We start from the raw sequence: 20,029 nt of genomic DNA, 5'->3' as shown, positions 1-20,029 counted from the left end.
CTTCGCACCTCTGCCCATGACCCGAACCTCCTGCCAGGTCCCACGACCCGGCCGGCTCGACGGATGCTCCACAGGGGAGCCTAGCGGCGCCACCGGCCGCCGATGGCGCTTCCCGCCACGCCTAGCAAGCCACCCGCGACAAGCCACGCCCATCCAGGGACTCTGTCCGCTGCACGCTGGCCGCCAACCTTACCCGCCGCCGGGCGCTGCACCGCATACGTGAAGGTTGCTTCGTAGGTCGTCTTCTCGTACTGCCCGGTCTGCTTCTCCTGGGGGCTGTCGTATTCAAGACGGACAAGGTAGTAGTCCGGTTCACCGGCGGGGAAGCGGATCATCCCTTGGCTGTCGGTCTCGTATTCCTTGAACTCCGAGGTGCTGCGCCGTATTACGGCGACCTTCTGGCCCGACAGGGGCTCGCCTTTGAGCAGGATCTGCAGCCGGACCTCCTCGCCGGGGAACAAAGCCGCCGGATTCACCTTGGGGACGATCTCCAGCCGGTCGTCCGCCACCGGCCGATCGTAGCCCTCCACGTTCGAAGCGGTTGCCGGCAAGGAACTGGCCGCCATGACCACGGTCTTGGCTAGGGACAGGCTGCGGAACGGCGGTTCATCACCGTGTTGCAACACTGCGTCGGCTGTTGCGGCAACAATGTAAGTCCCCTCCGATTGGGGGACGAACGAGCCGCAGAGGTAGCCCTTGGGACCGGCAGGGGGCGTATCATCGGCCTCGCCCGTGTCGAACAGCGTGTCGTTCAAGGATGTCCGCTGGCCATCGGGACCGATCACCAAGACGTCAAGCCCTTCGCGCCCTGGTTTTCCGGCCAGCCGGTAGCTCCGATGCTCGTTGCTGTGGTTGCCGAGCATGATGTCGAAATAGGCCACCTGGCCACTGGTCACCACTGGGGAATAGGGTTGGACCCAGCGGTCGTGGGCCGTGGCTGGAACTGCCGTGGTCAAGACAAGCGTGGCAGCGGCTATGGTCATCAGGAGCTGCGGTCGCGAGGGCAGCCAGATGCGAGTGCTGCGGGCACCGCCAGCCGGCCGACGTGGCCCCGGGTGGCGACCCATGGCGCCAACCTCCTTCTCCATGGTGGGATCCTCCTTGACGACCGTCTTAGCGGACGACCGTCTTCACGCGCACCCCCTTCCCATTCGAGCCCGCTCACGCCGCCGCGGCAATGACCCAAACGGGTCATTTTCTTGGTTACCGGGGATTGGGCGGTAAACTGGAAGGCGAGCCGGGAGGAGGACGCGCCCCTCCCTCCATGAGGTGAGGCGAATGGGTTGGATGAACCCGCGGCACTGGCGCTGGATCCTGGCGGGGGTACCGGCCGTGGCCACGGCCTTGTTCGAGACCGTGCGACACAGCTGGTTCGAGCCCGTGCCGCACGCCCACGCGGGGAACCTCCTGGGAGCCTTGGCGACCGGCTTGGCCGCGAGTGTGTGCAGTTGGGCCGTGGCCGCCAAGGCTGACGCCCTATACCATCGGTTACGGCAGGTCGAAGCAGAGGCCGCGCGGCGCCATGAGCGCGATCGCCTGGTGGCCGCCCTTCACGACGACGTGGCCCAGCGCCTGTTCTGGATCGGTGTCGAGCTGGACGAACTCGTCCGCGCCCTCGGATCGGTGCCTCTACGGGAGGAATCGGGTCGCAGCCAGATGGAACCGGTCCGCCCCACCTCCTCCGGCGGCCCGATGGTCTCCGGGGCATCGAAAGGCTTCAATGGAAGGGCGAAGGACATCGTACCCGATCTCGAGGCACTGCGCCGGCGCCTGGGGGCCGTCCGGTCTGAGGTCGATGCGGCGTATGGCGCCGTGCGCCATGCACTGCACGGGTTGCACGAAGGCACCGCCGCAACGGGCGTCCCCTCATTTTGGGACGCCTTACGCCGCATTGCGAACGAACTCGATCTCGACGTGCAGGTGGCGGGGCAAAATGGGCGCGGTGACGGCTTGCCCACACCGCCACCCCACGCCGCCAGCGACGCGCTGGCCATCGTCGCCGAGGCACTGCGCAACGTGGCCAAACACGCGGACACGCGGCAGGCTCGGGTCGAGGCCAGTCTTCGCCGCCCTGGTCCCGGTTCCCGGGAGCGGTTCTGGTGCTTGACAATCGCCGACTCAGGGCGCGGGTTCGACCCGGGACGGGACACCGGCGGGCTAGGCCTATCCTTGATGCAGGAGCGGGCGGAGCGTGTAGGAGGCCACCTTGAAGTGCGTTCGCGTCCCGGTCGCGGAACGCAGATCGAACTGCGGATCCCTGCCAACCCGTACCGGGGAGGGCTGTACGGTGCGAATTTTGATCGCTGACGACCACCCCATGACCCGGGCTGCGTTGCGCCGCCTCTTGGGACGCCTGCCAGGCTGGACCGTAGTCGGTGAGGCAGCCGACGGCTATGAAGCGATCCGCGCGGTCAACCTGCTACAACCCGACCTGGTGCTGATGGACCTCGCCATGCCCCGGTGTGACGGCCTCCTGGCCACCCGGTGGATCCGCCGCCGTCATCCGGAGGTGCGGGTTATCATCCTCACCGTGCACCGCCGCCCGGAGGAGTTCTGGGAGGCCATCCGCAGCGGAGCCCAGGGGTATCTGGTCAAGGGCCTGGCCCCCGAGGCGCTGCTTGCGTCTCTCCAAGAACTGGCCACCGATCGGGTTCCGATCTCCGCCCAAACCGCCCACACCCTTCTGCACGCCGTGGGGCGTGACGATCGCCCGCTCGAGGCCTCGTCCACGACACAGCAGAACGCCGCCCTACGGCGGAACGCTACCGTCGCCATGGCCGCCGAGCCTGCCGATCCAAACCGGGGTTCTCCGGCAACCGATGTGACGGTGCATGCCGCAACCCCGTCCCGGCACGGTGGATCTTGGGCGAGGGGCGCCCTGACGGGCCGGGAGTGGCAGGTCGCGGCCCTCGTCGCGCGTGGTCTCACCAACCGCGAGATCGCTCAGCAGTTGGTGCTCTCAGAACACACGGTCCACAACCACGTCAAACGTATCCTGGCCAAGACCGGTGCTCGGAACCGCGCCGACCTGACACGCCGCCTCGCCGAGCATCTGGTCATCCGCACCGCAACAGAGCCGGGACCCCGAATTGCATGGAGCGAACGACCAGATGCGCCGGGATGGGATACCCACCCCGAACCCCGGCGGACCGTCCGTTTCCGGTGAGGACATTACGTTTCTGTCCTCCCGGCCTCCACCTCCGCGTCCGCAGCCGCCCGTTCCGCCAGGATCGCACAGACCTCCTGCAGGAAGCGCTCGTCGCCCACGCCGAAGGCGGCCAGCCGGTCGCTGTCGATGTCGATCTCCCCGTAGACCTTCCCGTCCCGGGCGATGGGCACGACGATCTCCGACTGGCAGGACAGAAAGCACTGCAGGTACCGCGGGTCCTGGCGCACGTCGGGCACGTTGGCCAGCTGGCCCGTCGAGGCGGCCCAGCCGCAGAGACCCGCGTTCAGGGGGATCTCCACGTGCTGGGTGGGCTGGGGACCGTCCCAGGCCCAGAGCCTCAGCCGGTCGTCCTCGATCATGTAGACGCCCACCCACGAGTAGTGAGGGTACTCCCGGTACAGGTGGGTGCACAGGGCCTGCGCCAGGTCCCGGAAGCCACGCCCTCGGTCTGCCTGCTCCCGCAGCCAGGCCAACGTACGGGCCCGCCGGGCCTCAAGGGCCGCCTCCTCAGCCACCCGTTCGTCCCGGCCCGCAGCAGCCGGTTCGTCCCGTTCAACATTTGCCATCCGAACCACCTCGCCTATGCCCGTGGCCGCTTCTCCAGCCAGAGCGGAATATGGATCCTTGCGGAACGCGTGATGGCGGGTGCTCGGCGCCCCGGCGGGCAGCGCCGCGTCGTCGCACCCCAGCGATAAGTCTGGACCCGGCACCGGATTGCGCCGCTGGGACCGGCCCCGCCGGCTGGACCCGCTGGCTCGACCCGCCGCCTCGGCCCGCCGGCGCACACCCCATCCCCGGCGCCCGCGGTCAGGTGTCCGCCCCGCTCCCGCTCACCATGGGCCCGATGACGGGCTTGCGCTCGAGCCGGTGCCACGCCTCGACGAAGCGCACCGTCCCGGTCCGGTAACGCATGGCCACCGAGTGGGTGTACACGCCGCGGCTGGTGAACTGGACCCCCCGCAGCATCTCGCCGCTGGTGATGCCCGTGGCGGCGAAGATCACGTCTTCGCCTCGGACCAGGTCCTCGATGCGCAGCACTCGGGCCTCGTCGATCCCCATGGCCCGCATGCGCTCGCGGTCCTCCTCGTCTTCGGGCCAGAGGCGCCCCTGCAGCTCGCCGCCGAGGCAGTACAGGGCGGCCGCCGCCAGCACCCCCTCGGGGGCGCCGCCGATGCCGACCATGAGGTCGATGCCGGTTCCCTCCAGGGCGGTGGCGATGGCGGCCGACACGTCGCCGTCGGAGATCATGCGGATGCGGGCGCCCGCCCGCCGGATGCGGGCCACCAGGTCGGCGTGGCGCGGCCGGTCGAGCAGGATCACCGTCACGTCCTGCACCCGCTTGCCCAGGGCCCGGGCCACGGCCTCCAGATTCTCCTCGATGGGCCGCTCGATGTCGATGGCGCCGGCCGCCGCCGGGCCGACGGCGATCTTCTCCATGTACATGTCGGGGGCGTGGAGCAGGCAGCCCCGCGGCGCCACGGCCAGGACCGCGATGGCCCCGGGCAGCCCCTTGGCCACCAGGTTGGTGCCTTCCAGGGGGTCGACGGCCACGTCGACCTCCGGGCCCTGGCCGCTCCCCACCTGCTCGCCGATGTACAGCATCGGTGCCTCGTCCATCTCCCCCTCGCCGATGACCACCGTCCCGCGGATGTCCACGGTGTCGAACACGGCCCGCATGGCGTCGACGGCGGCGCCGTCGGCGGCCTCCTTGTCACCGCGGCCCATCCAGCGGGCGGCGGCCAGCGCCGCGGCCTCCGTCACCCGCACCAGCTCGAGCGTTAGTTCGCGTTCCATCCCCGATTCCTCCACTCTCCAGCTCCGGTCATGGTGCCGGCCCGGTACCGGACTCGCCCGCCGCCCGGCCGGCGGGCTGATGGGCCAGGTAGGGATCCGGCCCCTGATCCGGCTCCAGCCGGGCGGGCCCGCCCTTGCCGTCCCCGGCTCGCCGCCTGCGGTGCCTCGCATGCAAGCGGGGGCCGGTTCTTCCGGACGAACCGGCCCCCGCGACGTCGCCCGGCACCCCCGCCCGCCCATGCCCGCTCACGCCTTACCCGAGGAGCCGAAGAGGCGCATCTTCTCCTTGACCTTTTCCTTCATGGCCTCCCGGGCGGGGCCGAGGATCTTGCGTGGGTCGATCTCCTGCGGCTTTTCCGCCATGATCTCGCGGGCCCGCCCGACGAAGGCGGCCCGCAGTTCGGTGTCGATGTTGATCTTCCGGACCCCCAGGGGGATGGCCCGGCGGATGTGCTCCTCCGGGATGCCGCTGCCGCCGTGGAGCACCAGCGGGAGGTCCGGCATCAGCTGGTGGATCCGGGCCAGGCGGTCAAAGTCCAGCTTGGGTTCGCCCTTGTAGAAGCCGTGCTTGGTGCCGATGGCCACCGCCAGGTAGTCGACCCCGGTGCGCTGGACGAAATCGGGCACCACCTCGGGATCGGTCAGCACCACGTCCCAGTCCTCGACGCGGATCTCTTCCTCTACCCCGCCGATCTTGCCCAGCTCGCCCTCCACGGAGACGCCCACGGCGTGGGCGGCCTCCACGGCCTTGGCCGTCAGGCGCACGTTCTCCTCATAGGGCAGGTGGGATCCGTCGAACATCACCGAGGTGAATCCGTAGCGCAGGCACTCCATCACCTGCTCGAAGCTGGGGCCGTGGTCCAGGTGCAGGCAGATGGGCACCCGGGCCTCTTCCGCCGCCGCCATCACCAGGGCGCGGATGTAGCGGATGCCCGCGTACTTGATGGCACCCTGGCTGGCCTGGAGGATCACAGGCGAGCGCTCCTCCTCGGCGGCGGCAATGATGGCCTGGATGATCTCCATGTTGTTGACGTTGAAGGCGCCCACGGCGTAGTCCCGCTTGCGGGCGTCTTCCAGGAGCTCGATGCCGGTGACCAGCGGCATGTCGGGAATCACCTCGCGCGAGGGTAGTCCACACCGCTCCCACGATAGCAAGAAACTTCCGTCCGGGGAAAGCGGTCCTCAGGCCTGCAACGGCCGGGACAGCCCGCTGTGGCCCGGCCGCACGGCCCGGAACCAAAGCGCCTCCCCGGTGGCCAGCAGCACCCGCACCCCTCCGGTGGCGTGCTCCCGCCGCACCTGCTGGATGTGGTGGAGCAGGAGCACCAGCTCCCCGGCCGCCCCCTCGAAGCCCAGACCCGGCCCGGCCGCATCCCAGACCAGCTCCCGGGCCTCCGAGGCCACGTCGGCAATCACCGCGTGCCCGCCCCCGAACTCGATCCAGACGTCCAGGGTGGCCCCCGCGTCGACGGCATCCAGCAGGTCCAGCAGGGGGCCCAGGCGACCGGCGATCCCGGCCAGGGCCGGGTCCGCCGCAGCCACCCGTTCCAATGCCTGGGCCAGGCGCTGCCGGCTGCTCACCGGCCGTCGTCCCCCCCGCCCGGCCTGCCGGCTTCCACCGGCACCTCGAGCTGCAAGCCCTCCAGCTGGGCCCAGACCTCGGGCCGGGCCTTGCGCAGGTTGATGGGCCGGCCCCGGGTGTCGATGAAGGCGTGGCGGGTCTCGCCTTCGGCGACCACCTGGGCGCTGCCGGCCGCCCGCAGCCGGTAGACAAAGTCCATGCGGGTGGGCGTCAGGCGCACCAGCTCCACGTCCAGCTCCAGCTCGTCGTCGTAATCCACCGGGCGCAGGTAGCGGCAGGCCGCCTCCAGGACCGGGAGGAACACCCCCTCGTCCTCCAGGCGGCGGTACGAGAGGCCCAGGCGGCGGATCAGCTCGGTGCGCCCGTCGGTAAACCAGTCGAAGTAGCGCGCGTAGTACGCTCGGCCCATGCGGTCCGTCTCGCCGTAGCGTACCCGCAGGCGCAGGGTCCAGCGGGCCAAGGCCATCGCCTCCTACACGTCCACCATATCACCTTGCCGGGCCGGGCCACCCTGGGGCAGTCCGCCGTGCCTTGACAGGCCACCTCACCTTGTCAGGCCGGCTTGCCTTGACAGGCCGGCGCCGGTGGCCTACTTCCCGCCGTGCGGGCTGCCGAGGGCAGCCCACCCCAGCGAGGAGGTCGAGCCCATGGACGAGACCCGAGCGGTTCCGTTGCCCCCCATCCGCCACTCCATCGCCGTCCAGGCCCCGGTGGAGCGGGTCTGGCAGGCCGTGGCAACGGCGGAGGGCTTGTCGGCATGGCTGATGCCGAACGACCTCAAGGCCGAAGCCGGCCATCCCTTTACCCTCCAGACCCCCTTCGGCCCCGTTCCCTGCCGGGTCACGGTGGTGGAACCGCCCCACCGGCTCGCCTTTCGCTGGGGCGGCGACTGGGAGGTCACCCTGGAGCTCGAGCCCCAGGAGGGGGAGCACCCGCGTCACCCTGACCCATGACGGCTGGGTCGCGGGCAAGGTCGCCTCCGAGACCGGGTGGACCCACGAGACCATCCGGGCGCAGATGGACGAGGGGTGGAAATCCACGGTCCTGCCCCGGCTCCGGGATCTGGTCGAGGCAGAACCGGGGCCGTCACCCCGGTCGCCCGCCGGATCCCCCGCCCCGCCGGCGGAGGGGGCCCCGGGATCCCGGAGGAAACCCGGGCCGTCGCCCCGGCCGCCCGCCGGATCCCCGGCTAGTCTCCCGTGCCTGTCCCTCCGGCCGGAAGGCCCGGCCGCGGTTGGCCGGGGCCGCGGGGGCTGAAGAAGGTGCGGTACAGGCGGGCGTAGAGGCCGCCCCGGGCGATGAGCTGGGCGTGGGTACCGGTTTCCACCACCCGGCCGCCGTCCAGCACCACGATGCGGTCGGCCCGCAGGGCGGTGGAGAGCCGGTGGGCCACCACGATGCTGGTGCAGCCTCCGGCCTCCAGCAGGTCGAGGGCCTGGTGGATCCGTTCCTCCGACTCGGCATCCTGGAAGGAGGTCGCCTCATCCAGCAGCAGGAGCCGCGGCCGGCGCAAAAGGGCCCGGGCGATGGCGATCCGTTGCCGCTGGCCCCCGGAAAGGCGCACGCCCCGCTCCCCCACCGGGGTGTCATAGCCCTGGGGCAGGGCGGCGATGAAGGCGGCCGCGTTGGCCAGCTCGGCGGCCCGCTGGATGGCGGCGCGGCTGGCGCCGGGGCAGCCGTAGGCGATGTTGTCCGCCACCGTGCCGGAAAAGAGCACCGGGTCCTGCATCACCCAGGCCACCTGGCGGCGGAGCTCGGCCAGGTCGAACCGGCGCACGTCCCGGCCGTTCAGCAAGACGGCCCCCTGCTCGGGGTCGTAGAATCGGGGGATCAGGTGCAGCAGGGTTGTCTTCCCCGCTCCCGACGGCCCCACTAGGGCGATGCGCTCGCCGGGTTCGACCCGCAGGTTCACGCCCCGCAGCACCGGCGGGTCGCCGGGCCGGTAGCGGAACCAGACGCCGGCCAGCTCCAGGGCCGCCCCCGCGGGCGATGGCCGGGCGGGCCGCACAGCCGCCTCGGGCCATGTCCGGGCCTCCGCCCCACCGGCCCCGGCGCCGCCACCTCCCCCGGGCGCCCCTGGTCCCCCGGGAGGCCGCGGCGCCCCCTGGGGGAACGCGGGCCCCCCCGCGGGACGTGACGGGTGGGTTCCGGAGATCGCCGGTACGGCTACGGCCCCCCGGCCATCCTGGTCGGCGCCCTCCCGGACCACGCCGCCCGCCGCCGGCGGCAGCGGGCGGTCCGGCCCCCCGCTGGCCGCTGCTTCCCGGGTGCCGCCGGCAGGCAGTACCCCCTCGGCGGGCAACTGCAGGATCTCCTGGACCCGCTCCATGGCCGCCACGCCCTCCTGCAGGATCAGGTGGAAGTTGACCAGGCTCCTGACGGGCGCCAGCATCATCCGCACGTAAAGGACCAGGGCCGCCAGGCTGCCGGGGCTCAGCCGGCCCGCGATGGCCAGGTAACCGCCGGCGAAGAACAGCAGCAGCAGGCCCAGGTTGCCCATCAGGTCGGCACCGCTCTCCATCCGCCCGATAAACCGGCGCCGCGCCATGTTGAGGGCACGGTAACGCTGGCTGGCCGCCGCCAGCCGCCCGGCCTCGCGGGTTTCACCGCCAAACGCCTTGACCGTGGCGATGGCGCCCACCGCCTCGGTGGCCGCGGCCCCGATGCGGCCCGCCTGGGCCTGGATCTCCCGGCTGAGGCTGCGGATCCGCACGGTCTGCAGGTAGAACCAGGCTCCCGCCAGGGGCAGCAGAAGGACCAGCCCCAGCCCCAGGGCCGGCTGCAGGGCCACCACCGTCGCCACCACCGCCAGCACGCCGCCGAACTCGCCGGCCAGCCGGGCGAACACCGCCTGGACGAACCGTTCCACGGCGCCGATGTCGGTGGTCAGGCGGGCGACCACGGCCCCCTGCCGCTCCCGGTGGAAGAAGGCCAGGGGAAGGGACAGGATGTGGCGGTAGAGGCGCACCCGCAGGTCGTGCACCACCCGCTGGGTCAGGTCGAAGGAGACGTAGACGGCGGCATAGTGCACGGCGGCCCGCGTCCCCACCAGGGCCAGGGCCACCAGCGCCCCCATGGCAAGGCGCCGCAGGTCGCCGGCGGGGATGGCCACGTCGAGAAGCCAGCGGAAGATCTGGGGGATGCCTAGATCGAGCCCGGACCGGGCCAGAAGGAGGGCGACGGCCAGCACGGCCTGGGTGCGGAAGGGACGCAGCAGCTGGCGATAGGCGGCCCAGGCACCGGCTCCCGGTTCCTTCCGGCCGGTGCCGGCGGTACCGGCGGTGCCAGAGGGCTCCGCGGCGCCGTCGCTCACCCCGGGCAGCCCGGTTCCCTGACCGGAGCGGGCCGCTCCGGAACCGGGAGTGGCACCGGCCGGGGAAGGGGCGGCACCGGACGAGGAAGAACGGCGGCGGTTCCAGCGGTTCATGATGAGCCTATTGTAACGCGGCCCGGAAGCCCGGGGCGCATCGCCGGGCGCCCCGGCGGCGCCAGGCGCCGGGCGCCGGCACCGGCCCGGCCACCCGCCCGGGCACCCTCACCGGTTCCCCGCACCCGGGCCGGAGGCTCCAGTCTCACCGAAGACCTCAAGCCCCTGGTACTGGATGTCCTCGCCCGGTTCCAGGCGGATGTAACGGGGATACCCGTCCCAGGTGAGCTTCAACCACATCGGGGTCTGGAGGGCCGCCCGGAGGGCGCGCCGCTCCTCCCCGGACAGCACGGAGGGGTCCGGCACGCCGGTGACCCGCGACACCAGAAGCCCGGGCGATTCGGTACCGGGACCCACGTCAAGGGGCGCATGCATATCGCTGCCAAAGACCAGCAGGCCCGAAGGGATCCAGGGCGCCAGCGCCTCGTTGAGCCGCACGCCCGCCACCACCCCTCGCAGCGCCCGGCCGCCGGCCGGTTCGATCCGGACCTCGAAATGGACATCCCGCCACGGCACCTGGTGCGAGGGGTTCCGGGGATCGGGCCCCGGGCGGGTCACCGGCCTCACGGTCACCCGGGCGGTGACGCGCACATCGCCGGCCAGTTCCGCCGCCGGCAGGAAGCGGTCGAAGGGAGGCCAGCCTTCCACGTCATACAGGGTCACAGGTTCCGGTTCCAGTGGAGGCGCCCCGCAGGCAGCCGCCGCCAGGGCGATGGCCGCCAGGAAAAGTCCCCATGCGAGGGCTGCGCTCGTCCGACGGCGGGTGCGTTTCACGGGATGATCCTCCCCGCACAGAAGCAGTGCGCTGTCACCGGGTGCCGCACCTGGCCGGCACCCCGGCTCCGCCGGGTACCGCCCCCGGACGGGCCTGCCGCTTACCCGGTCTGGGTGGCCCTGGATTCCTTCCTTCGAAACCCAGGCCCCACTCCCTTCCCCGCCCAATCCGGATGTCCTCCTGCGCCGCGGGCGGGGACTTCTCCCTGCCCGGTCCCCCGCTCCCGGACATCCCTGGTACCCGCCGGGACGGCGAGATGCACTCCCCCGGGGCGCCGGCAGGCACTCCGCCGGGACGTTGAAGGGCGCCCCACCGGGGGCGCCCTTCAACGTTTCCTCACCGCTGAGCGATCGCTTCGGGTCCAATCCCGTGGGAGCCCCCTGCACACCTCCAGCGGGCCTCGAGGGAACGCACTGCCCCCGGTACTGGGAGGGCTCCCCCGCCGTCCCCCGGGGGCGGCACGCAGGGTGGGATCTGCGCGGGCGGAGCTTCACGCCACGCCCGTCAACGGGACAGCTCCCCCAGCCGCACCGCCCGGGTGTGGACCGTGGGCACCCACTGCCGGTTCCGCGGGGTGAGCAGCGCCCACAGCACCAGGGCAATCCAGGAGTACTGGAACAGCGGCAGCAGGGGGATGAAGCGGTACGGCCGCAGCGGCAGCCGGTCCAGCACCAGCACCAGCAGCGGTCCCACCAGGGCAAAGAGCGCCGTCAGGCGCACAGGCCACTCGGGCAGGGGGACCCAGCCCCACTGAGCTAGGGCCGGCCCAGCCACCAGGTTGAGCAGCGAGGCTACCGCCGTCACCACCAGGTGCAGCGGCCGCGTCAGGTCGAAGACGAACTCGAACTTCACCGGATCCAGCTGGCGCAGGCCGGCCCACAGCAGCCGGGGCGCGTGGATCAGCATGACCTGGACGTTCCCCCGGGCCCAGCGCACCCGCTGGCGGCAGGAGGCCACGAACCCCGTCACCTTTTCGTCGTAGATCCGGGTCTCCCGGGCGAAGGTGGTCACGTAGCCGTGCAGCAGCGCCTTGGCGGAGAACTCCAGGTCTTCCGTCAGGGTGTTCACATCCCAGCCCACCCGCTCCAGCACTTCCCAGGCGATGCACATGCCCGTGCCGGCCAGGGCGCCGCACAGGCCCCAGTTGTGCCGCGCCTGCAGCCGCCAGCGGTTGCTCATCCAGAAGCTGAAGGCGAAGGCCGCGGCCACCCAGCTGTCGTCGGGGTTCTTGGCGTCCACGTAGGCCTGGATGATCTTCTCGCCCGCCGCCAGGTGGTCGTTCATCACCTGCAGGAAGTTGGGCTGCACCAGGTTGTCGGCGTCGAACATCACCACGGCGTCGTAGCGCCGGCCCAGGCTGGCGATGCGCTCCAGGGCGTAGGCCACGGCGTACTGCTTGCCCCGCCGGCGGTCGTCGAAGCGCTGCCACACGCGGGCCCCCGCGGCCCGGGCGGCGGCGGCCGTCCCGTCGGTGCAGTTGTCCGCGATGACGAAGACGTCATAGAGGTGGCGCGGGTACTCCTGGCGCCACAGGCTTTCAATCAGGGGACCGATCACGGCCTCCTCGTTGTGGGCGGGGATCAGCACCGCAAACCGCGCTCGCGGCGCGGTGCGGGGAACCGGGCGGGGATTGCGCAGCCCCCCGAGGTACACGGCCAGGTTGTAGACCACCACGAAGACCACGGCCGCTTCCAGGCCGCGCAGGAGCCACAGAGGCCAGGCCGGCGTGCCGATCACCGTGGCCGCCGGATCCAGGTACGTCACGGTTCTCCCTCCCACAGGGCCCTCCTCGGCCCGCGAGCCCGGGGCGGCGACCCGGGGACTCAAGCCCAGGGCGGTGACCCCGGCGACCCGGGTCGCCTTCCGGAATTCCAGCATAGTCCGGCAGCAGGCGCCGTCAATGGGTTAGGACGAACGCAGCCGCTCCGGGGTTCCCCCCGGGTCCCCCGCGCCACCCGCGGCGGCTGCACCGGCGCCGGCCGGGCCGGGAAGCCAGGCCGGCAGCGGGTAGGCCGAACGGACTAGCCGCCCGCCCACCTGCAGGTCCAGGTAGAGCACCAGGGGCAAGGCTCGCGCCGGGGGACCGGGTTCGTCCCGTCCCGCACCGGCCGCCGGCCCGGCCGAAGGCGAGGGAACGGCCTCCTGGGGCCACCGGCCGGTGATCCAGCCCACCGGCACCAGGGACCTGGCTGCGGCCCCGCAGGCCATGGTGCCGGCGGCCAGCACCTGCCGTCCCGCCACCAGCTGCCACGTCCACCGCCCTGTCAGGGGCCGGGCGGTGTCATTGACGAGCCACACCGGCAGGCGAAAGCCGCGGCCCGGGCGGCAGCGGCGGGGCCACGCCCCCACGAGCAGGCGCACCGGCGCAAGGACCTCCCGGCATGCCCGGGCCGCCTCACGGGGCCGTCCCTCGGCCGTGTAGAGGCCGTAGGCCGGGCCGCCAGGAGGGTCGTTGAGCGCAAAAAAGAACCCGCCGCTGGCCGGGTAGGGCCGCCGGCGCAAAGCATCCCCGCTATACCTTACGAATCGCGCCTGGGCGGTCTGGTCGCCCGCCGGCCAGCCCAGGGACGCGATCACCGTGACATGGGGTGCCAGGCGCCACCGCCGTTCCAGGGCACCGGGGTCGGGGACGTCCCCCGCGGGAAGGAACCGCATCGCCCCGCCGATTCGGGTCCAGGACGGGGCACCCGCCCGCTCCAGGACGGGCCGGCCGGGGTCAAGGGCAGCCAGCTGCCGCGCCAGGCCGGCGGCCACCCGGCTGCCCGTCGCCTGCAGCCGCGGGATCCGGATACCCGCCGGGGTCCGGATACCCGGCCCGCGCGGCCGTTCTCCGGCCAGGGGCAGGGCCGGTTCCGGGCAGATGGACCAGGCGACCACCGCGGGCCAGCGGCCCGCCTCTTCCACCCAGGCCGCCAGTTGTTCCCCCAGCGCGGCCGCCGCCTCCGGGGTGTGGCACCCCACGGGGGGCAGGTCCTGCCAGAGGACGACACCCAGGCGGCTGGCTGCCTCGTATAGGGCGGGGTGGGCCATGTGGGCGTACACCCGCAGGGCGTTGAGCCCCAGGGCCCGGGCCCTCCGCACCCAGGCCCGGGCCTGGCGCGGGCTGACGGCCCCCGGCCAGGAGGCCAGGGGCAGCAAGCAGGCGCCCCGGAAGCGCAGGGGCTGCCAGTTGAGGTACCAGGCCCCCTCCAGCCGCCGGATGAAGCGGACGCCGGCCAGGACTTCCACCGCGGGGGCCGGCCCCCAGGCCGCTGCGGGCGAGCCGGGTTCCCCGGAGCCGGCGGGGACCACCGGCGCCTGGGCCGGCCCGCCGGCAGGCTCGAAGCCGGCCCGCAGGCGGTAGAGGTCCGGCCGGCCCCAATCCCCCACGGTCCAAAGCCGCGGGGAAGGGAGCGCAAACCACACCTCCCAGGTGCCGCCGGGCGGCTGGGCCTCCACGTCCCAGGCCGCCCGGGCACCGGGCGCATCGAAGCCGTCCGGCTCGATCTCGATCCAGCACCGCCCCCGGACGGGTTCCGTAGCCAGGTAGCGCACGCGGGCACAGCCGTACACCACGGTCCGGTCCGGCCCGGCCGGCGGGTCCGGGGTCTTCTCCCCCACCCCGGGTCGCCAGGGGACGCAGAGGGGCAGTGGTCCCGCCGGTTCCGGCCGTTCCCATGGCTCTGCCTGCCCTGGCAGCGGGCGGCCGCCGGCCCGCCCGCCGCCCCGGCCCGCCGCCCCGGACCCGGACCCCGCCCCCTCTTCTTCGTCCCGGAAGAACCAGCTCACCGCCACCGGCACCACGCCGCGGACGAACCGCAGGCGGACCGGCCCCGCCAGGCCCGGTGGGAGGAACCCCGGCGGAACCGCCTCGGGCCGGGCCCAGGCGCCCCAGGCCACCGCCTGGACGTCCCTGGGCGCAGCGTCCGCCCGGGCGCCGGCAGGCTGCACCGGCCACCGGCTCCGGCCCCGGCTCCACCGCCGACCCCCGTCTCCGTCCTCCGGCCCGGCCACTTCCACGGCCAGCCGGTTCGTCCCGGGTCGAAGGGAGCGGGTGACGTCGAGGGACGCGGTGACCTGGCCGGCCCCGGGGACGTCGTAGGCGTCGCCGTTGACCTGCACCCGGGCCCGGCCCAGCACCATGGCCAGCTCCAGATAGGCCCGGACGTCCTTCCCACCCAAGAGCCCGGGCGGCACCTCCACGTCCCGCCGGTAGACCACCGCCCGCGGTGGAACGTGACCGGGCGGGCACGGGGGCTCCTGGGGTACCCACACCCGGACCGGCGGGCCGGCCCGCCCCACCCAGGTGACCTCCCAGATCCCTTCGAGGCCGATCACAGCCTGGGCGCCCCCTGGGGCGGCGACTACCCCCTCCAGCCGGCCCGCCCGTACCTCCCAGGAGGACGAACCGAATCCGCCCCGGGGGCTGCGTGCCGGGGGCTGGTGCCGGTCCCGTAGCGGTTCGGAGGCCGCAAGCGGTGAGGTGCCGACGGCACTGTGATTCGCAGAGTCTGCCATGCCTCCCACGGTTGCCACCTCCGGCCGTCCCGGGCGAGCCCGGGAACGGAAAACCTGCCGGGGACAACCCTATGCGGCCTTGCGGCAGGACATGAACGGGTCCCGCCTGGATGTTCGCCCGAGGGGCGGCCTTGAACGGCGTACCGCGGTGCCCCTCGACGATCGGACCCGGCAGCCTGCTCCGACGGCCGGATGGTGCGGCGGGCGGCCTGCGCCAGGCTGAATGCCCCTCGGCGACCTGACCCGGCGACTGGGTCCGGCGCCATGAGCCGGCGACCAGAGGCAGCGGCCCTCCCCGGCTCCCCGGCGCCTCGGGACCGCAGCACCCCTCAACGGCCCGCCCGCCGGCCCGACATCATGGATACAGCCCCGCGGCGGCGGGTAAGGCCGGCGGGGAATCGCACCAGCCGGGACTTGCGGCGGGAACGGCCTTCTCCGCTAGCGGTACGTCCCCGGATACCCTTCTGGAACGCCGCTATGGGACGCCGCTGTGGGACGCCGCCACCTGCCGGAACAGGCTGCCGCCGCGACGGGAGGGTGCGCAGGCCGCCGCTACGGGCTCCGGCCGCGGTCGTTGCCTTTGCGGGCCGCCGGCACGGGCTGAGGCCCTGTAGGAGCGTTCGCAGGCGGCCGGCACGGGCTGCGGCCCCGACGGGCCGGGGCCGCGCCACGGCCCGGCCTGGGGCCCTGACGGGGCCGGTTCGTCCCGGGAAGGAGGCGGGCGATGCGGAAGGTCAACGGCATGGAGGGTGGAGCGGGTTCCGGGCCGCCCGGCCGGGGCCCCGTGCGGGTGGTCAACCGGACCCGGGGAACGGAACTGGGCCATGCCATTGGGGTGGCGGCCTCGTGGCGCAGCCGGAGCCGGGGCCTGCTGGGCTGGGACGAGCTGGCCCCCGGGGAAGGTCTCTGGCTCTGGCCGTGCCGGTGGGTCCACAGCTTGGGCATGGGTTTTCCCCTGGACGTGGTGCACCTGGATCGGGCCGGAAGGGTGGTGGCCGCCTACCGCCTGGTCCCCGGGAGGGTGGGCCCCCTGGTGTGGCGCGGCCATAGTGTGCTGGAACTGCCGGCCGGCACCCTGGCCGCCACGGGAACACGCCCCGGCGACCGGCTGGCGTGGGAGCCTGTATAGCCCCGCCCAGCGGTTGGCAGGATGAACCTGCCCGGCGGGGGACCTTCCGGGAGCCCCTGCAGCGGGACAAGGAACCGCCCCGGGCGGGTCGCCCGCGGCCCGGCCCGGCCCTGGCCAGCCTGGCCGGCCCTGCCCGCACAGACGACCCCGGCTGCCGGACCCGGAGGCGGCCGGCCCCCGGTCTTGCCGGCGCCCCAGGCCCGGCGGCCCGCCGGGCGGCGGGCCCAAAGGCCCCGTTCGCCAAAGACCCGGCCCTCAAAAGATGGGCAGGTACTGATCCAGCTCCCACTGGTGCACCTGGACGCGGTAGATGTCCCACTCCGTCCGCTTGGCCTCCAGGTAACGGCTGAACAGGTAATCCCCCAGGGTCTCCCGCACCAGCCCGCTCAGGCGCATGTCGTCCAGGGCCTCGCCCAGGCTGCCCGGCAGCGGCTCAAGCCCCCGGGCGGCGATCTCGGCCGGGTCCAGCTCGAACACGTTCTCCTCCAGCGGCGGGGGCGGTTCCAGGCGGCGCTCCAGGCCGTCGGCACCGGCCCGCAGCAGGACGGCCAGCGCCAGGTACGGGTGGCAACAGGGATCCGGTGCCCGCCATTCCAGCTCCCCCGCCTCCCAGCCGGCCACCAGCCGGGCCAGGGGAGCGTGGGTGTCGCGTCCCCAGACCACGTACACCGGCGCCTCGAACCCGGGCACCAGCCGCTTGTAGGAATTGACCAGGGGATTGGTCACGGCGCAGAGGGGCCGCGCATGGTGGAGCAGCCCGGCCAGCCAGTGGCGGGTCACGGCGGCCCGGCTCCAGCCCGAACCCGGCGCGGGACGAACCCGCATCCGCACGTGCAGGCCCGAGCCGTGAGTGCCGGCCCGGGGCTTGGGCAGCAGGGTGGCGTGCATGCCGTGGCGCTCCGCCACGGCGTAGACGGCCCGCCGGGCGATCAGCAGGTGGTCGGCGGCCGTTAGGGGCGGCTGCCAGCCCAGGTCGATCTCGTGCTGCGCCGGGGCCACGGCGTGATGGACCGACTCCACCACGATGCCCATGCCCTCCAGCGCCAGGGCGATCTCCTGCCGCACCGGCTCCCCCGCGTCCCGCACCGAGAGGTCCAGATACCCCGTCCGGTCCGGCACCCGGACCTCCGGACGGCCCCGGCGCCGCCGCAGGAGGTAGAACTCCATCTCGAAGGCCAGTTCCACGGTGACGCCGAGCCCGTCCAGCCGGCGCACCGCGGCCTGCAACCGCTCCCGCGGGCAGCCGTCGAAGGGGCGCCCGTCGCGGGTGTAGATCCCGGCGGGCACCATGGCCACGCGGCCACCGGCCGGCTCCCAGGGCAGGACGAACACCTGCTCCCCGCCGGCCCGCAGGCGCATCTCCCGCTCTTCGACGCGCATGAACCCTTCCAGGGACGCCCCGTCCACCCGCACGCCGCCGTCCCAGGCGGCCGCCGCCTGCTGGACCGGCAGGGTCAGCCCCTTCTGCACGCCGAGCACGTCGGCGTACACCAGCTGCACCAGCTGGACGCCCTGCTGGGCCAGCCGCCGGGCCGGTTCGTCCGGAGGAACCGGCTCAGCCGGCGGCCGGCGCATCGCGTCCTGCCTCCTCCGGCGCCGGCGGGTTGCGGCGGCGCTGCCAGCGGCGCACCTCGTAGAGCACGGTGGGGTCCAGGGCCGGGTACAGGCTGCGGGCCGTGCCCATGCCCGGCACGGCGGGAGCCGGCCCGCGGAAGAGGCGGTCGATGCGCCCCAGGCCGGCAGGCGGCTCGGTGACCCCGGCCGCCGCGCCGGAGGCACCCGGGCGGTCGGGCCAGCGGGACCCCGGCCACCGGGGCGAACTCGCCCCCGGCGGGCGGTGCACCGCCGGCGTTGCGGCGGCCAGGGGCCAGGGCTCGGCCGCAGCTCGGGCCGCCGGCACGTCGGGAGGCCCCATGACCTCGTCGCGGCCGCGGCGCTCCAGCAGCCGGCGGCGGATCTCCTCCAGGTGCAGCCCCTGCTGGAGCAGCCACTTGATCTCCAGCAAAAGGTCCACGTCCGCCTGGCTGTACCGCCGCTGGTTGCCCGCCGTCCGCGCCGGGCGCAGCAGGCCCGCCTGCTCGTAGTAGCGGATGCGGCGCTCGCTCAGGCCGGTCAGGTGGCACACCGCGCCAATGGAATACAGGGGCAGGTTGCGGTGCCGCGACACGCCAGCCCCCTCCCCTTGCCGTGGGTTCTTTCATACATATGGCGGCACCGGCAGGTCCGTTCCCCTCCGCCCGGCCGGGCGCTCTTGGACGGCTGCCGTCCCGGATCGTTCCGGAACCGCCGGCCGGCCGCCCCGGACCTTCCGCCGGAGCTCCCGCCTCCCATGTCAGGTTCCCTGACATTTCGGGCCGCCCGCCCCGCCGCGTACAGGCACCCCGCCCCCGGCCGCCTCCATAGCGTGTAGCATCGCGGGTTCCCGATGGTCCGCACGGGGTTCCGGTCACGGGCGTCGACGGCAGCAAGAGGGGGCACCATGATGGCCACGGGACACGGACGGGTGCGCCATTTGTTCGCCAGCGGCAACACCGGCCACGGGTTTCAGTCGTTCTTCGAATACATCGCCTGGCCCGAGCCGCGCCGGGTCTTCGTCCTCAAGGGCGGGCCGGGCACCGGCAAGTCGGCGGTCATCCGGATGGTGGTAGAGGGGCTGATGGAGAAGGGTGTGGGGGTGGAGCTGTTCCACTGCCCGTCGGATCCGTCCTCCTTGGACGGCGTCAACGCACCCGAGCTGGGGCTGGCCGTGGTGGACGGGACGCCGCCCCATGCGGTGGAGCCGCCCCTGCCCGGCCTGGTCGGCCGCCTGCTGAGCCTGGAGGCCACGGCCGGCCGGGACCTGCTGGCGTCCCGGCAGGACAGGATCGACGCTACCGGGCGGCGGGTGCGCCAGCGCTTCCAGCTGGCCCACCGCTACCTGGGACTGGCCCTGGAAGCCCTGGGCCTGTACGAGGACTTCTACGAGCATGCAGGGGCCCTTGACCTGGCGGCCCTTGACCACTCCGCCCACGAGATCGAGGCCGCCGTCTTCGAGGGGCACCGGGTCGTGCGCGCCGGGCGGCGCGGGCGGATCCGGCGCCTCTTTGCCAGCGCCGTGACCCCCGAAGGGCCCCGCCACTATCTGGACAGCCTGCTGGACCCGCTGCCCCGGCGGGTGTTCATCCGCGGCAACCCGGGCACCGGTTGCGCCACCCTGGTGGCCCGGGTTGCGGAAGCGGCCCTGCGCCGGGGCCTGGACATCGAAGCCTACCACTGCGGCCTGCACGGGCGGCGCCTGGACCACGTGCTCATCCCCGAACTGGGCGTGGCGGTGGTGCACAACGCCTACCCCCACACCTACGAGCCCAAGACGGGCGACCTGGTGATCGACACGGCGGCCTTCGTCAACGTGGAAGCCCTGGAACGGTACCGGGAGGAGATGGAGGTCGCCCAGGCCTTCTTCGGGCAGGCTTTCGACCAGGGCATTTGGTACCTGCGCCGCGCCCTGATGGCCCACCAGGAGCTGGAGGCGATCTACGCCACACCGGAGCTACGCGCCCAGGTCGAGGCCTACGCCAGGGAGATCCTGGCCGAGGCCGGCGCCCTGATGGAAGAACAAGCCCGGCGGCGTGAGCGCCAGCAACTGGCGTGACAAGATCCGCCCTGCCACCCGGCCG

The 20,029-nt window shown here is 73.0% G+C and carries 17 protein-coding genes; 5 read left to right on the top strand and 12 right to left on the bottom strand.

Annotated features, from left to right (window positions below):
• Positions 1-80: 80 nt before the first annotated feature.
• Complete coding sequence (locus DYI95_RS02070) at positions 81-1,088, bottom strand: DUF4198 domain-containing protein (protein ID WP_116901048.1); 1,008 nt, start codon at positions 1,086-1,088, stop codon at positions 81-83.
• Between the two features lie 190 nt (positions 1,089-1,278).
• On the opposite strand from DYI95_RS02070, the gene DYI95_RS02065 reads away from it, so the two are divergent.
• Both DYI95_RS02065 and DYI95_RS02060 read left to right on the top strand, forming a co-directional pair.
• Positions 1,279-2,307: a sensor histidine kinase gene (locus DYI95_RS02065; protein ID WP_116901049.1), complete on the top strand. Its 1,029-nt coding sequence runs from the start codon at positions 1,279-1,281 to the stop codon at positions 2,305-2,307.
• Positions 2,288-3,166, top strand: coding sequence for a response regulator transcription factor (locus DYI95_RS02060; protein ID WP_147308128.1), 879 nt, complete (start codon positions 2,288-2,290; stop codon positions 3,164-3,166). The genes DYI95_RS02065 and DYI95_RS02060 overlap by 20 nt, the downstream gene beginning before the upstream one ends.
• Positions 3,167-3,171: 5 nt before the next feature.
• Here the strand turns inward: DYI95_RS02060 and DYI95_RS02055 are convergent, their stop codons facing one another.
• The 5 genes from DYI95_RS02055 to DYI95_RS02035 all read right to left on the bottom strand — a co-directional run bounded on the left by DYI95_RS02055 (position 3,172) and on the right by DYI95_RS02035 (position 7,011).
• Entirely contained in the window at positions 3,172-3,735 is a 564-nt protein-coding gene (locus DYI95_RS02055; RefSeq protein WP_116901051.1) for a GAF domain-containing protein, read from the bottom strand.
• A gap of 241 nt (positions 3,736-3,976) precedes the next feature.
• Positions 3,977-4,963, bottom strand: a complete 987-nt coding sequence (gene glpX, locus DYI95_RS02050; protein ID WP_116901052.1) for a class II fructose-bisphosphatase — start codon at positions 4,961-4,963, stop codon at positions 3,977-3,979.
• 246 nt (positions 4,964-5,209) lie between these two features.
• Positions 5,210-6,067, bottom strand: a complete 858-nt coding sequence (locus DYI95_RS02045) for a class II fructose-1,6-bisphosphate aldolase (protein ID WP_116901053.1) — start codon at positions 6,065-6,067, stop codon at positions 5,210-5,212.
• A gap of 78 nt (positions 6,068-6,145) precedes the next feature.
• Entirely contained in the window at positions 6,146-6,544 is a 399-nt protein-coding gene (locus tag DYI95_RS02040) for a hypothetical protein (RefSeq protein WP_006904382.1), read from the bottom strand.
• Positions 6,541-7,011, bottom strand: coding sequence for a thioesterase family protein (locus DYI95_RS02035; protein ID WP_116901054.1), 471 nt, complete (start codon positions 7,009-7,011; stop codon positions 6,541-6,543). Before DYI95_RS02035 ends, DYI95_RS02040 begins: the two co-directional genes overlap by 4 nt.
• 181 nt (positions 7,012-7,192) lie before the next feature.
• Here DYI95_RS02035 and DYI95_RS11935 point away from each other — a divergent pair, with 181 nt between their 5' ends.
• Positions 7,193-7,498 (top strand): SRPBCC domain-containing protein, encoded by a 306-nt coding sequence (locus tag DYI95_RS11935; protein ID WP_203530678.1) that lies wholly within the window; start codon positions 7,193-7,195, stop codon positions 7,496-7,498.
• Between the two features lie 236 nt (positions 7,499-7,734).
• Here DYI95_RS11935 and DYI95_RS02025 read toward each other — a convergent pair whose 3' ends face one another.
• The 4 genes from DYI95_RS02025 to DYI95_RS02010 form a co-directional block, all read right to left on the bottom strand.
• On the bottom strand, positions 7,735-9,858 hold the full coding sequence (locus DYI95_RS02025) for an ABC transporter ATP-binding protein (protein WP_243149798.1): 2,124 nt from the start codon (positions 9,856-9,858) through the stop codon (positions 7,735-7,737).
• Between the two features lie 222 nt (positions 9,859-10,080).
• Positions 10,081-10,746: a hypothetical protein gene (locus DYI95_RS02020; RefSeq protein WP_116901056.1), complete on the bottom strand. Its 666-nt coding sequence runs from the start codon at positions 10,744-10,746 to the stop codon at positions 10,081-10,083.
• A 505-nt stretch (positions 10,747-11,251) separates the two neighbouring features.
• Positions 11,252-12,511 carry a glycosyltransferase family 2 protein gene (locus tag DYI95_RS02015; RefSeq protein ID WP_116901057.1) on the bottom strand — a complete coding sequence of 420 codons (1,260 nt, stop codon included), beginning with the start codon at positions 12,509-12,511 and terminating at the stop codon, positions 11,252-11,254.
• A 141-nt stretch (positions 12,512-12,652) separates the two neighbouring features.
• Positions 12,653-15,064 carry a hypothetical protein gene (locus DYI95_RS02010; protein ID WP_116901058.1) on the bottom strand — a complete coding sequence of 804 codons (2,412 nt, stop codon included), beginning with the start codon at positions 15,062-15,064 and terminating at the stop codon, positions 12,653-12,655.
• Between the two features lie 904 nt (positions 15,065-15,968).
• On the opposite strand from DYI95_RS02010, the gene DYI95_RS02005 reads away from it, so the two are divergent.
• Positions 15,969-16,373, top strand: a complete 405-nt coding sequence (locus DYI95_RS02005) for a DUF192 domain-containing protein (protein ID WP_116901059.1) — start codon at positions 15,969-15,971, stop codon at positions 16,371-16,373.
• 255 nt (positions 16,374-16,628) lie between these two features.
• Here DYI95_RS02005 and DYI95_RS02000 read toward each other — a convergent pair whose 3' ends face one another.
• Positions 16,629-17,948: a glutamine synthetase family protein gene (locus tag DYI95_RS02000; protein ID WP_116901060.1), complete on the bottom strand. Its 1,320-nt coding sequence runs from the start codon at positions 17,946-17,948 to the stop codon at positions 16,629-16,631.
• Positions 17,929-18,540 carry a MerR family transcriptional regulator gene (locus DYI95_RS01995; RefSeq protein ID WP_116901061.1) on the bottom strand — a complete coding sequence of 204 codons (612 nt, stop codon included), beginning with the start codon at positions 18,538-18,540 and terminating at the stop codon, positions 17,929-17,931. Before DYI95_RS01995 ends, DYI95_RS02000 begins: the two co-directional genes overlap by 20 nt.
• A 312-nt stretch (positions 18,541-18,852) precedes the next feature.
• On the opposite strand from DYI95_RS01995, the gene DYI95_RS01990 reads away from it, so the two are divergent.
• Entirely contained in the window at positions 18,853-20,004 is a 1,152-nt protein-coding gene (locus DYI95_RS01990) for an AAA family ATPase (RefSeq protein WP_243149797.1), read from the top strand.
• The last annotated feature ends 25 nt before the right edge of the window (positions 20,005-20,029 follow it).

Origin of the sequence: Thermaerobacter sp. PB12/4term, assembly GCF_003403315.2 — a bacterium.
Taxonomy (GTDB): Bacteria; Bacillota; Sulfobacillia; order Thermaerobacterales; family Thermaerobacteraceae; genus Thermaerobacter.
Note: the sequence above shows the minus strand (reverse complement) of the source record. Positions and strands in the feature narration are given on the sequence as shown.

Coding starts and splice junctions, on each gene's coding strand:
- DYI95_RS02070 (WP_116901048.1), bottom strand. CDS start 1,088: ATGGAGAAGGAGGTTGGCGCCATGGGTCGCCACCCGGGGCCACGTCGG.
- DYI95_RS02065 (WP_116901049.1), top strand. CDS start 1,279: ATGGGTTGGATGAACCCGCGGCACTGGCGCTGGATCCTGGCGGGGGTA.
- DYI95_RS02055 (WP_116901051.1), bottom strand. CDS start 3,735: ATGGCAAATGTTGAACGGGACGAACCGGCTGCTGCGGGCCGGGACGAA.
- glpX (WP_116901052.1), bottom strand. CDS start 4,963: ATGGAACGCGAACTAACGCTCGAGCTGGTGCGGGTGACGGAGGCCGCG.
- DYI95_RS02045 (WP_116901053.1), bottom strand. CDS start 6,067: ATGCCGCTGGTCACCGGCATCGAGCTCCTGGAAGACGCCCGCAAGCGG.
- DYI95_RS02035 (WP_116901054.1), bottom strand. CDS start 7,011: ATGGCCTTGGCCCGCTGGACCCTGCGCCTGCGGGTACGCTACGGCGAG.
- DYI95_RS11935 (WP_203530678.1), top strand. CDS start 7,193: ATGGACGAGACCCGAGCGGTTCCGTTGCCCCCCATCCGCCACTCCATC.
- DYI95_RS02005 (WP_116901059.1), top strand. CDS start 15,969: ATGCGGAAGGTCAACGGCATGGAGGGTGGAGCGGGTTCCGGGCCGCCC.
- DYI95_RS02000 (WP_116901060.1), bottom strand. CDS start 17,948: ATGCGCCGGCCGCCGGCTGAGCCGGTTCCTCCGGACGAACCGGCCCGG.
- DYI95_RS01990 (WP_243149797.1), top strand. CDS start 18,853: ATGATGGCCACGGGACACGGACGGGTGCGCCATTTGTTCGCCAGCGGC.